The sequence below is a fragment of the Nostoc sp. DedSLP03 genome (assembly GCF_034530815.1).
Classification (GTDB): domain Bacteria; phylum Cyanobacteriota; class Cyanobacteriia; order Cyanobacteriales; family Nostocaceae; genus Nostoc.
In genome coordinates this window covers 4,701-18,068 of record NZ_JAVRCK010000029.1, presented here as the reverse complement: position 1 = coordinate 18,068, position 13,368 = coordinate 4,701, and the positions used below count along the sequence as shown (strand labels likewise).

The 13,368-nt window shown below is 39.2% G+C and carries 11 protein-coding genes; 10 read left to right on the top strand and 1 reads right to left on the bottom strand.

The features are described from left to right. Positions 1 to 166 precede the first annotated feature (166 nt). On the bottom strand, positions 167 to 301 hold the full coding sequence (locus RM368_RS15795; protein WP_322694925.1) for a hypothetical protein: 135 nt from the start codon (positions 299 to 301) through the stop codon (positions 167 to 169). A 926-nt stretch (positions 302 to 1,227) separates the two neighbouring features. On the opposite strand from RM368_RS15795, the gene RM368_RS15790 reads away from it, so the two are divergent. From RM368_RS15790 to RM368_RS15745, 10 genes are all read left to right on the top strand, one after another. Continuing rightward, entirely contained in the window at positions 1,228 to 2,418 is a 1,191-nt protein-coding gene (locus RM368_RS15790) for a choice-of-anchor tandem repeat GloVer-containing protein (RefSeq protein ID WP_322694924.1), read from the top strand. Positions 2,419 to 2,991: 573 nt separating this feature from the next. After that, positions 2,992 to 3,612 (top strand): hypothetical protein, encoded by a 621-nt coding sequence (locus RM368_RS15785; protein ID WP_322694923.1) that lies wholly within the window; start codon positions 2,992 to 2,994, stop codon positions 3,610 to 3,612. A 14-nt stretch (positions 3,613 to 3,626) separates the two neighbouring features. Beyond that, entirely contained in the window at positions 3,627 to 3,998 is a 372-nt protein-coding gene (locus RM368_RS15780) for a hypothetical protein (RefSeq protein WP_322671318.1), read from the top strand. After that, positions 3,952 to 6,699, top strand: coding sequence for a hypothetical protein (locus RM368_RS15775; protein ID WP_322694922.1), 2,748 nt, complete (start codon positions 3,952 to 3,954; stop codon positions 6,697 to 6,699). Before RM368_RS15780 ends, RM368_RS15775 begins: the two co-directional genes overlap by 47 nt. A gap of 430 nt (positions 6,700 to 7,129) precedes the next feature. Continuing rightward, positions 7,130 to 7,960, top strand: coding sequence for a hypothetical protein (locus tag RM368_RS15770; protein ID WP_322694921.1), 831 nt, complete (start codon positions 7,130 to 7,132; stop codon positions 7,958 to 7,960). A 128-nt stretch (positions 7,961 to 8,088) separates the two neighbouring features. After that, a complete protein-coding gene (locus tag RM368_RS15765; protein WP_322694977.1) occupies positions 8,089 to 9,138 on the top strand; it encodes a hypothetical protein in 1,050 nt (349 codons plus the stop codon). 146 nt (positions 9,139 to 9,284) lie between these two features. After that, positions 9,285 to 10,106, top strand: coding sequence for a hypothetical protein (locus tag RM368_RS15760; RefSeq protein WP_322694920.1), 822 nt, complete (start codon positions 9,285 to 9,287; stop codon positions 10,104 to 10,106). A gap of 53 nt (positions 10,107 to 10,159) precedes the next feature. Next, on the top strand, positions 10,160 to 10,867 hold the full coding sequence (locus RM368_RS15755) for a hypothetical protein (protein WP_322694919.1): 708 nt from the start codon (positions 10,160 to 10,162) through the stop codon (positions 10,865 to 10,867). Next, a complete protein-coding gene (locus RM368_RS15750) occupies positions 10,864 to 12,489 on the top strand; it encodes a TrbI/VirB10 family protein (RefSeq protein WP_322694918.1) in 1,626 nt (541 codons plus the stop codon). Before RM368_RS15755 ends, RM368_RS15750 begins: the two co-directional genes overlap by 4 nt. A gap of 37 nt (positions 12,490 to 12,526) precedes the next feature. After that, a complete protein-coding gene (locus tag RM368_RS15745; protein ID WP_322694917.1) occupies positions 12,527 to 13,099 on the top strand; it encodes a hypothetical protein in 573 nt (190 codons plus the stop codon). The last annotated feature ends 269 nt before the right edge of the window (positions 13,100 to 13,368 follow it).

Sequence of the window (13,368 nt, the reverse complement as noted above, 5' to 3'; positions counted from 1 at the left end):
TAGTGTCACGCGAGATATTACAATACATTGCGACTAACTAAAATTTCAAATTTTGGAATACTTGTGACATCAAACACCATCAGAATCAGAGGGTGTAGAGATTTAGATTCAAACAGGAGTCTATATAGTCAGTCACATGACCGAAAATATTTCTCAACAAATAAAATCATAACATAGTTGACGCCAAACCCTGCGATCGCATCACCTGACAGCATCGGTAAATACCTAAAAGCGATCGCGATCGCAAACTATCTGAATATTTATTTATACCCATCAACTTATAAACTTCAATGGTACTCAATTTACAATCTCTCCTTGAATTAGATCGACTGCTAAAAATTTAGCTATGTACTGTTGTAAATGCCCTATATTTCGTAATTATTCAGGGCAGATTAATGAATTATTTACATAAATCACCCCCTAAATAAAACCCCAGGATTATAAATATAATCCTGGGGCATAATGTTTAAATAATAGTTTTGATGACGATTTTATTTATTTATTCAGAGAAAAATCAATAGTCTTTACTTAATATGTAGTTTTGCTTATTAAGATTTTTTAGAGGTTTTAATCAGTATTTAATAGACTTTACTAATTACTTGACAAACTACACACTATTAAAACTTATTTTCAATCTAGAGTTTGTGACTATTTCTGTCAAAATTCTGGATTTCTCACCGATTTTTGTGTTTTTCACGACATCCAAAAAAATAATTAGTGGTTTATGCTACCTAACGGAATCATTAATCGTGCCTGCCATTCACGTTATTGACTCACTTCTAGTACGGTTTTTGTGGTGTAGAAAAACAGGCTTTCTGAGTCTTTTTTCAATAAAGCTATACCAACATCTTAGGCATTTTTTTACTAGTGTTTAAGCTAACAAGCTATACCAATCTTAGATAAAAAAGCGCTCAACATATAGGTTAATGCGTAGCAATATCTCGTAGGTTAAAGAGTAAAAACCAATACATACCAGATGTTGGGGCCTTGGATTTTGTTCTTCAAAGGCCATTTGCTTTTCCCTTTAAGGTAGGAGCGCAATGCCTTGCGCCCTTACTGCTGTAACTCCACCAGAAAAGTCGGAAAATCCTTCTAAATCTGTGGTTTTCAAACCTATATGTATAGCAATCATTTTTCAAATTGGTATTAGTCATGAGTAGCAGCCATCACAAAATCCGTTAGAACTAGCTACTATTCCGTCTCTACCAAACTTTTTTGAGGTATTCAATGAACAAGATTAATCTGTACAAACAACACCAGACCAAAAATCAGGTATTGATTTTTACTTCTTTGACTGTTTTGGCTTCTTCATTAGTACTACCCTTCCAACAAGCCTTTGCTGCAACATTGACTACTGTTGTAAATTTCAATGGCACCAACGGAGCTACACCAAGAGCTGGTGTGCTTAAAGGCAACGGTACTGATGACAATCTTTATGGAACTACTTCTGCTGGTGGCACTTCTGGCAAAGGAACTGCATTCAAGTTAACTGCTACTGCTTACACTACTCTAACTACACTAATCAACTTCACCGGGACCTCTGGAATTAACAAAGGGACTAATCCAGTTGCTAGATTATTCCAAGCAGCCGATGGCAATTTATATGGGGCAACCTTTACAGGTGGTACAAGTGACCTCGGCAGTGTGTTTAAGTTGGCGAAAACGGCTTTTACAACCCTGACAACTCTTACAAATTTCACAGGCACTAATGGGGCTAACCCAGCAGGCCGACTGATTACAGGTGCTGATGGCAATTTGTGGGGGACAAGCTCTACAGGTGGGGCTAATAATAAAGGAACTATATTCAAGGTTTCGCCAACTACTGGGGCACTCACCACCATCAGAAGCTTCAGCGGTACTGATGGAGCAACTCCATTAGCAAGATTGCAACTGGCTACCGATGGAAACTACTATGGCAGCGCCTCTGCCGGTGGAGCAAGTGCTAAAGGAGTTGTATTCAAGTTAACTCCCGCAGGAATACTTACTTCATATAGCTTTAATGGCGCCAATGGAGCAAATCCGCAGTCTGGATTAATTGAAGTTAGTGGATTCCTCTATGGGACTTCTAAACTGGGTGGAGCCAGCAATAAAGGAGCTGTATTCAAGGTTCCCATCGGTGGCGGTACACCCGTTTTAGTTGCCAGTTTTAATGGCACCAATGGGGCCAACCCAACGGCTGCACTCATAAAAGCAAGCAATGGTAACTTCTATGGCACAGCTTCTGCTGGTGGGGCAAGCAACAAAGGAGTTATTTATCAGCTGACTGGAGCAACCATCACTGGCTTAATTAGTTTCAATGGCACTAATGGGGCAACACCAGAGTCCACGCTAATTCAACTCTCAAATGGTGCCTTTTACGGTACTGCCTCTTTTGGCGGTAGTTCTAATCTAGGAACTGTGTTTAAGTTTGTAATCTAGTTTCAAATCTAATCGGCGTGTAGAAAATGGTAAAACGTAGATTTGAACGTCTACCTCTACCATTTTTCTACAATCGATCTAAACTTTTCAAGACAGATATTTTAATTTTGATGACTCAATATTGTTTCATATTATGTTCGCTCCGAAGAACCCTAAAGAACCAAAGCTACGCTTGGTCTGCCCTAAGAGCAAGCCTATGGTGTACATACAAGTCTGAAACATTTATATCGCTTCGCTCAGATACCTATGAGGTGGAGAAAGTCAAGGCTTGGAAGTTGGTCGCTCGAAGCTATCTGTATGAGAAGATTGAAAAAATTCTCAAAGTCGAGAGGAATCTACCAGTTTAATCTCGATACTTGCAATCCAGCTTCTCAAATCGGAGAAATTTCGTTTTAGATAAATCTTAATATCATGTTAACTTAACTTCAGAATACTGATGTAGAATATAGAACTTTACTACAGGTTTATAATTTGATTAATAATGAAATGATGTTAAAGTATGTTGAATTGTAATATTTGTAAAATTTGATACAAACAAGGATAAATCATAGTACACCATAGGAAAATTAGCAAATGTTTAGACAAAGTTCTCACAAGAGAAACTTTTTCAAAGCTTTAACTGTTAGTGCGGCGAAAGAATCTCCCAAGTTAAGACGGGCATTTAAATCCTGTCTGACTATTCTGCTTGAATCTGTACCTTTTTTGATTGCTTGTGCTGTATTGGTTAGCGTTATCAGCCTCAAAAGTCCTATCTTGCTCTTTTGTTTACTGGTTGGAAGTTTAATTGCTCTCATCACCCAGCAAATTGGTCAGCAAGTGAATTTACCAAGGCGATCGCTAATATTATTACAAATTTTAGCAGCAGCGATCGTTCTAAGTTTATATTGGTTAGACTGGTTTGCAGCCCCCGCACAAGCTCAATTTTTTGGAAAAGCTGAAACCTTTTTCAAAGAGAGCTTCCGTGGTTCAATAACCAATGGTAACGATCCCAACTTCGCAATAAGTTTGATATTTAATGTGTTGCGGGCGATTTACTTACTCTATATTGCAATTTCCCTAGTTGGTGTGATTAACGCAGTGCGTAAAGATGAAGATTGGCAAAGCATTGCCAGAACTCCCCTATTAGTGGTTGTTGCTGTTACCATTGCTGATGTACTCACAGGCTTTGTAATTGGCACTGGTCCTAATAAATAATTCAGATATTTCAAATGCCTCAAGAGCAGGAACAAGAATTTCGTCCAGTCAATCAGGTTCTAGGAAGCCAACCTTCACTAGGGCCAATTCCTGCCGATCAAATTCTTCCTTGGACGGTAATCGCCTTAGCCTCCTATTTTACTATCAATGGAATTTTCGGGGGGTTTTTCCAAGAAGAATTTCAAAAATGGTTGTGGACAGTACTAATGACTGGTTGGGGAATCGGAACTTGGTGGATCTTAACTGGTGGTAGGAGTTGGAGTTTTTTAAGTAAATTTATCGGAGTTCCCACTTGGACAAGAGGCTTTGCTCGTTATCAAAGCTTATTGGAAGTTAACCATGAAGCAAAAAATCGGAAAACAAAGCGTCAGCGTCGCCGGAAATGAAAGTAGATTAACACCATTTGAAGATGCCTTGCACTTGGCAACAATGCTGCGTGTCGCCATGAATGGACGTGATATTGGCGCTTACCTGTTGACAAAAGGTACTCAAAAAGATCGGTTCTGCTTTGTTTTTGGTTTTGATTGTAAGGGAATTCATACCACCTTAAGACCTGAACAAATTGATACACTTTTTAATAACATTGAAGCCGGATTAAAAGACATTCCTAGTGGTGAAAGGATGACGCTGCACTTGGGTTCTTTTAGTTCAGATAAAGAGCGCCAAAAAGAGTTAGCGACATTAATCAGAAATGCATCATCGCGAGACATTAAATATTTGTTGATGGCGGAAAGAGCCAGAATTAAAGAACTGACTATTTCTGGAATTCGTAAACCTAAATTTTTACGGATTTATGTAACTTACACCATTGAATCTAACTCGCAACACGCAGATGATTGGATAGAAAAGCTTTTAGTCAAAGCAGAATTATGGTGGTTGAAATTTAAAGGCGATCTTTTAGAAGTAGAAAATCAACGCATTGAAACTTTGATTACAAATGCTTACAATCAGGGTTTTCTCCGTTGGGAACAAATCTTATCTAACAAAATGGGATTGGATGTCAAACCTTTGACAGCTGATGAACTTTGGGGGGAAATCTGGAAAAGGTTTAATGATACTCAGCCAATAGATATTCCCCAGTTAATGACTTTAGATGAAGAAGGATTACACGAACAAGTTAATTCCGATTTAGCTAGTACTAAATTACTTCTAGACAATATTCACGGCACAACTTTGCTGATGGAATCTAGTGTACCTTGTGCCGATCGCCGTTGGGTTAATGTTAACAATCGTTATATTGGCGCATTGTCATTTCTGGAAAAACCCGGTGGTTGGGTTAATAAATCGGCTCAACTGCGCTATTTATGGGAACTGTTGGCCAGAGAAACAGTAGTAGATACAGAAATATTTTGTGAATTGACTGCTGCCAATCCAGCTTTGGTAAAAACGACTCTGCAACGAGTGCTGAAGCAGTCAAACATGACAACAATTCTGGCTCAAGAAAAAAGTAAAACTATTGATGTCAATGCTCAATTAAAGTTGAAGAAATCGGTAGCAGCACAAGAGCAGTTATTTGAAGGTGCAGTCCCGATTTATACGAGTATTGCCATTTTAGTACATCGTCCAACTTTAGAAAAATTAGATGAGGCGACAAGATATATTGAGAACTGTTTTCAACGTCCAGCCAGAGTAATTAGGGAAACTGAATATGCCTGGAAAATCTGGCTGCAAACTCTACCGATAGTTTGGGAGGGTTTATTAGCAACACCCTTCAACCGTCGCCAGCTATATTTAACCAGTGAAGTTCCAGGATTAATGCCGCTAGTTTTAAGTAAAAAAGGTGATAGACAAGGTTTTGAGTTGATTGCTGAAGAAGGCGGAACACCTATACATTTAGATTTATTTAATCAACACAAAAATTTAGCTTTGTTTGCCACAACTCGTGCTGGTAAATCGGTGTTGGTGTCAGGGATTTTAACTCAGGCTTTAGCACATGGAATTCCAGTTGTGGCGTTAGATTTCCCTAAACCCGATGGGACATCTACTTTCACTGACTACACAGAGTTTATGGAGAGGAATGGAGCCTATTTTGATATTTCCAAACAATCAAATAACTTATTTGAGCAGCCAGATTTGCGATCGCTAGAAGCAGAACAACAGCGCGATCGCTTTAACGATTATACCGCCTTCCTGGAATCAGCGTTAATGACAATGGTTCTGGGATCGTCCACTGAAAGTCAAATTTTATCGCAAACCGTGCGATCGCTACTCAACTTGGCTTTAGAAGCCTTCTTTAGAGATGAGGGCATCAAAGAGCGATATAAACAGGCGATGGCGGGGGGATTTGGCACTCTTGCTTGGCAAAAAACCCCCACTTTAAAAGATTTTCTCTTTTTCTGCTCGCCAGAACACTTGCAGCTAAGTTCTTTAACTGGGAGAGTCGAAGATGCTCTGAGTCAAATTCAGTTACGCTTACGCTTTTGGCTTTCTAGCCGCGTGGGACAAGCCATTTCTGCACCATCCAGCTTTCCTACCGATGCACAACTTTTAGTTTTTGCTCTTAGAAACTTATCAGATAGTGAAGATGCAGCCGTACTATCCTTAAGTGCTTATTCCGCCGCACTCCGACGCGCATTAAGTAGTCCAGCTTCCATATTCTTTATCGACGAAGCACCAATTTTGTTTGAGTTCGAGCAAATTTCTGATTTAGTTGGTAGAATTTGTGCGAACGGCGCTAAAGCCGGCATCAGAGTCATCTTATCAGGACAAGATCCTGACACCATTGCTAAATCTAAAGCTGCATCGAAAATATTGCAAAACCTGACAACACGGTTGATTGGACGCATTCAGCCAGTTGCAGTAGATAGTTTTGCAGACATCTTGAAATATCCCCGCCAAGTTATTTCTCGTAATGCCTCAGAAAGCTTTTTTCCCCGCAAAGAAGGCGTTTATAGCCAATGGTTATTAGATGATAACGGAATTTATACATTCTGTCGTTACTATCCAGGTTACGAACAATTGGCAGCAGTTGCTAATAACCCTTATGAACAAACTGCACGTAGCCAAATGATGCAACTTCATAGTGATAAATATGAAGCAATTTCTGCTTTTGCACGTCAATTAGTGGCTACTCTGCGTAGTAGTTAATTGGCTTATGTAAGTAGTTAATAATCAATCAAAGAAGTTTGGATTTTAGATTTCTGATAGTGTAACGTTAGCGAGTTACGAGCGTCTTTTAGATTTACTGCACCCATTTTTTGGTTATAGCTTAGAGGATGTTTGAAAAGCCATGATTGATGTATGAAATATTTTTTACCCCACCCTAACCCTCCCCTTGGAAAGGGGAGGGAACTAGATTTCCGGTTTCCCCCCTTGGAAAGCGAGGATTAAGGGGGGTGATTAAAATCACAGCCAACCACTTTTCAAACAACCTCTTAGGAATTTTAGATTTTAGAATAGCGTCGAAGGTTGAACCGAAAAACTAATTCTATTATCCAAAATCCAAAATCAGCACGGTTCAAAAGCTAAATTTTTATCTCACTATATAATGTAGTCTACCTTTTTCAAGTACAGATATATGCAAAAAACTACCATTTTTACTTTCACCTTGCTATCCCTGGCAATACTACCAGCAATTGCACAAGTTCAGACGGGCGGATTAGGTCAGGTTTTGACTGACTTTCAATCATATTCCCAAGATATGCAAGATTACTTTCAACATAATAATTTGAAGGATACCTTAAACCCTTTAGAACAAAGCCAGAGTCAAACTGCTATTAACAGTGCCAAGGGAGATTTGAAGATACCTAACCCCGTTGCTGCGGGACAAACAATTCGTGATGATTCAATTAACTACTCTTATAATTCAGATGCTAAATCAAGTCGCTTTGAGAATAATGCAGCAGTACGGGGAAATTTAGTTAGTAATGAACTTAATCGTATAATTACCCGTGGAGTAGCGGTAGGTGTTCTCGGTAAAAATGGACAAATTCGGACAAAAACGAAGTTAGAAAGTACTCAGGACAGTCTGGAAAAAATTGAAACATCGATGAGTGAGATTCAACAAGCCGTTAGTAACATGGGCTCCTCTTTCAGTGGTGTTGCTCCAACTACTGGTATTCCCGGATTAGCACAATTGCTAGGTTCTATTCAATCGCAAACTGTTCAAATCCAAGAAGAACAAGCAAAAATCGTAGCTGAAACATTTGCTCAGACATTACAAACGAATCAGTTTTTGCAATATTCCAACTTAAATTTAGCAAATATTTCTCAGCAAGCGGAAGAAGCTAATCGCGCTCGAAGAGTAGAAACATCTACAGAAGCAGCGCGACTTTTACGAGCGACTTCTCAACTAGATTTGTTTGGCAGAAACGTTAATAATAAGGATTTGAAGCTAAAAAAACTTTAACTTTCCAGAGAAATTTTAAAATCCTTTAACTTATGACAAGCCAACAGAAAATCTAAAAAAAGTTTGGTAGAATGCGTTACCTTCCTAACGTACCTACTAAATCTCAGAAAACAGCCGATAAACTAAAAATGCAAATTGCTATTAAACTATTTTTTGCCCAAGTAGGTATCGATCAGATTCTCGATAGTGGTGCCGCAACTTCCCAAAGTATTGCCGATGGTTGGGACAAACAATGGCTGGATTTATTACAAAATAACACCAGTAATAACTTGTATGGAGCGCTGACAAATCTGGGTATTTTTTTTGCTGTAGGAACCTTGTTATTTTTTATGATACAATTCCTCAAAGACTTAATATCCTACGAATATACCCGTCCCATATCAGCTTTAATTTGGCCTTTTATTGTGGTAGTACTCTTAAGTAATTCAGGCAATGGAAGTATACTGTCTAATTTGACGTTAGGAGTGCGAAATTTTTTAAACGGTGTGAATCAGCAAGTAGTGGTTTCAGCAGATGCAAATAATATATATCAGCAAGCACTGAATATGAGTGTTGCTGAAGAAGTAGCTGGTTCTTTACTACGTCCTTGTCAATCGTTAACTGGTGAGCAACAAAGTCAATGTTTTGTGAAAGCTGCCGAAAAAGTTAACGTTCTCTGGCAAAAATATAGAGATACTTATGGAAATCAAAGCTGGATCAATAGACTACAAACTAAGGTAGATAATATCAGATATGGCACTGGCATTGTATCAGAAACCTCTTTTAATTCTCTGTTAGGTTCTACAGTGCAAACGAGCATTAAAAACTTTTTAGTTTCCTTACAATATGCCTTCCAAAATTTAATAGAAGCTACTATGTTGTTAATAGCAGCTTTAGGGCCAATAGCTGTAGGCGGATCTTTGCTACCTGTAGCTGGTAAACCGATTTTTGCATGGCTGACTGGATTTCTATCTATTGGAATCGCCAAAATTTCCTTCAATATTATTGCTGTGCTAACTGCCGCAGTGATTGTCAATGGCCCAGGTCAAAATGCTAGTGTCGATCCCGATTTAATGTGGTTCATAATTTTTCTGGGAATTTTAGCACCAATTTTATCTTTAATTGTGGCTGCTGCTGGTGGTTTTGCAGTCTTCAGCGCAATTAACAGTACGGCTTCTTTAGTAAAGGAGAGGATATAGGAAATTCAAAATTCAAAACTTGTACTGAGCGTAGCCGAAGTATTCAAAGTTCAAAATTAATAAACTAGTTACAACACCTGTAACTAGTAAGTATATGCAAAACATCATATATAATAGCTGAAGTTTTTGCAGTAGGAGGTGAGGAAATGGTGCGTTTACTGGAAAAAAGACAAAAAACAGCAAATGTTTTGACATTGTTTGCGATCGCAACCTTCAGTTTACATATATTAGTTTTATTTTTATTCTTATTACAAGGGCTAAATATTCGCCAACTCAGTTTGAGAAAACCTCCTAACTTTGTGCAATTAATCAATGGTAAACCAGTAGCTAATATTGATGATTTAGCAAGAGAACCAGAAGCAATTCGCCAATTTATCAGCAAAACGATGATATCAATGTTTAGCTGGTCTGGAACCTTACCACCACAAAATATTGAAGAAGTCGCAAGCCCCAAACCCGATTTAGGAATACTGATTAACACACCTCAAGGTGGTAGCCAAAAAATTACTACCAGCACTTGGGTAGCTAGTTTTGCCTTATCAGAAGATTTTCGCAAAGGTTTCTTAAGCACAGTTGCAGAAATGACACCGCCAGAAGTTTTCTCAGAAAATCCTAACCAAGCGATGACTTCACAACTAGTAATTAAGAGAATTTATCCGCCAAAACAAATTGCACCAGGAAAATGGCAAGTGGGTATGGTAGCCGACTTAGTTCAAAAAAATCGAGTTGGTGGTGCAAGACTTATAACTCCTTTTAATAAAGATTTCCTTGTACGTGCATCAGATTATTTCGCTAATCCCCAAGCCGACAATAGCACCGACTTGCAAAAAGCAATTTATAGTGTCCGCACTGATAGACTAGAAATTTATGAAATTCAGAATTTATGTTTGCTAGATGATTACAACCCGAACAGAAATCAATCACAACAATGCAGAACTGGACAAACATCTGATAGTTTTATCAGATAATCAATTTTTGACGTGAAAATAGTTCAGTATTATAATTCTACGAACGATTATTAATGCAATTACTCAAACCAGAAAATAATAAAAAAAATAGCCCTTTACCGTTGTTGGCAGTAGGAACCTTTGGTTTACATCTATTTACCTTGCTGTTACTAATATTTCACTGGTCTATGTTACAACAGTTAGGCCGACAACTCACACCTCAAAGTTTAGTGCAACTTGTTGATGGTCATGCGATAACGGTAGACCCCCAAGCCAATTTAGAGCGGCAACCAGAGACGATTCGGCGCTTTGTGGGTGAAACTATGAGTTTAATGCTTACCTGGTCACAACAACAGCCGCCAACACAAGTCTGGGAAATTACCTCACAACTGGTAGCTGATGATTTTAAAGAAAAACTTAAGTCAGAAATTACTAATTTAAATCCAGATAGCCAATTTGAAAATGTTAATCGAGGAGCGGAGAATGTCTTAGTAATCCAAAAAGTTTCTCAACCTCAAGAAATAAGTAATGGAAACTGGAAAGTAGAGATACTTGCCAATCAATTAATTTTTAACAGTTATGATAAATTAGGGAAATCAGTTTCCTTTAATAAACAAATTTTAGTTAGAGCAATAGATCGACCTGTAACTTCACTACCAAATGCAGCACTACCGTCGGAGTTTGCAGCTTACCGCCTTGGAGAAGCCAGATTAGAAATTTATAATATATGTGAAATTAAAGATAATAATTGTTCTGGAAATCCAAACAAGGCTCTACCATGACCCGATACTCAATTCCTGCCGAAACGCCTCCCCAAAATGGATTTACTCTAACTACCGACGATCGCCAACCAGAAGTAGAATCTGTAGATTGGGAATCGCGGATGTCAAGGTTGGTCGGTTTTGAAGAAGAATCTTCTTCTAGTGATATCCAAGGATCGGAAGACTCTGCAACGCCGCCAGAGCCTCTATCTCTTCCACAAGAAGTTCAGACTAAGCAAGCACTCTCATCTAATCCCTTTGCCAAGTTAGGCTTGGTAGGGGCTGCTACCTTAGCGATCGTTTTGGTGGGTGGTGTGTTTTTGTCTCAGTTGATGAGTGGCAACAATCAAAAGCCAAAAACTATTGTTTCTCCACCAGTGCAAGAGCAGCCTACTGATGAATCCATATCTCAACAGATGGCAGCCCAAGTAGATACTCTCAAAACGAAATTAGCCCTGACTGAACAAGCACAGATGGTGAAAGATGCCCAACAACAGCTGAGAATTGCCAAATCAACGCCGACAGTAGCCTTACGACAACCCTCAGTTAGCCAAAAAGCGATCCCAACACCTCCACCAACAGCTTACGTACCTCGGACAGTGACAGTTGAGCGCATCATTAGAGTACCTGCTTCTCAACCTTCGCGATCGCCCCAGCTACCAGTTGTGACGCCAAATACTCAACCTCCAAATACTCAAACTGTAGTTAATATAACTCCACCATCTCCACCAAGCCCATTTGCAGAGTGGGCAAGGTTAGCAAAGTTAGGTAGCTACGGTCAAGTCAATCCTAGCAATCAACCTACTAGTAACATAGCTACTTTGGAACCTGCAACCAATGCGCAGCCGCAGCAAGAGGCAACAAATCCCAATCCCGAACAAAACACCCCACAACCGGCGGAAAATTCTGCGGTCAGTCAAGCTCAACCGCAGGGAGAGAAATCTGTAGCAGTTGGGAGTAGTGCTAAAGCTGTGTTAGCGACAGCAATCTTTGGCGAAACTACTAATAAATCAGGCGGTGGTGGTGATGCAGATGAAGCGAAAAACGTATTTGTAATCCGATTGAAAGAACCACTAAAATCTACTGATGGTACAGTTGCTCTACCCGCAAACACCGAATTTTTAGCTGAAATTGGTTCGCTTTCCGAACAAGGTCTTTTGCAGATGAACGTAGTCAAGGTTATCTCGCAAAATAATGGCAATCGTACAGAACAAAGCTTACCCAACAATGCAATTATTCTTCGCGGTACTCAAGGTAAACCTTTAATCGCAAATAAATATCCCGGTCAAAGTTCGTCTATAGCCTCTATGGATGCAGGACTATTCGTTTTGGGAGGAATTGGTAAAGCAGCAGAGTTAGTAAATCGTAGTGATAGTGAATACCAATATCCAACAATTAACCCCACCACCAACCCTGATGGCTCTTCTAACGGTAACGTCACCAGTGCATATCCTATTTTGGTCACTAAGAACAGACGCAACCTTGGAGCTGCGGTTTTAGAAGGTGGTATGAACTCTGTAGTACCCCAAATTGCCCAACGCAATCAACAGGCGATCGCCCAAATGTCTCAACAAGGTGGTGTTTGGTTTTTGCCAGCAGGCACAAATATTGAAATATACGTTAATCAAGCAACTCAGTTTTAAGAGGTAATATTTATAGCAATTTTAGATATTTGCAACCATGAAAAAGAATATTAATTTGTCAGGAGATAACCCAAAGCGTTCTTATTTCCTACCTATAGCTTCCTTAATTTTCTCGGTTGCTATGTTCTGGTTGGTAGGTCGCGCTGTAGCTAATAACGCCGTTCTGCGTTCCATCTTTTCCTGTCAAGCACAAGGGTTAGGGGGACTTGTACCTACGGTTGATGTCTGGTATCAACAAGGAACAAATTTAAGTTTTATTCCAGCTGGAGAAGTAATTAAAAAAGTTTGGTTAAATGACCCATCACAGGTAACTATGGATTTTGATGGGCCAGTATGTATGCAGTTCGGTCAAGAAGCTAATAATAATTCAGGAGATTGTAAAAACTCCGCAGCAAATGTAATTCAACTCAGACGAATTCAAAAACTGGACATACCTGGACTTCCTCCCGCTAGCAATACACTTTTAACAGTTGTTACCGAAGCGCAAGGTAAAAACAAGTTGTATACTTTTAAAGTGATATATAAAACAGATAATCCTGAATATCACACCTTAGCAATTTTTCCCGATCCTTCTGGACAGGAAGGAGCTTGTTCGAGAGTTTTACAATAAAGTTATAGCAAAATTACCTGATAGCCACAGAAGTTTCGCCTCAAAAAAAGCATTAATACCTACATATATCTGCATTGTGGTCGATCGAAAGCCCTGCTATAATTCCCTCCTTCTAAAAAACGGTTATACCAATTCTCTATGAAAATGCGCCTAATTATTTTGGGAGATAGCGAATTATCTTAAGAAAACCTTTGCGTATCTACCCTGCAAGAAAGCGTACCACTTCGTGGAAGCAAGCTACGCGTAGCGTCTCCAAGAGTTGCGCCTAT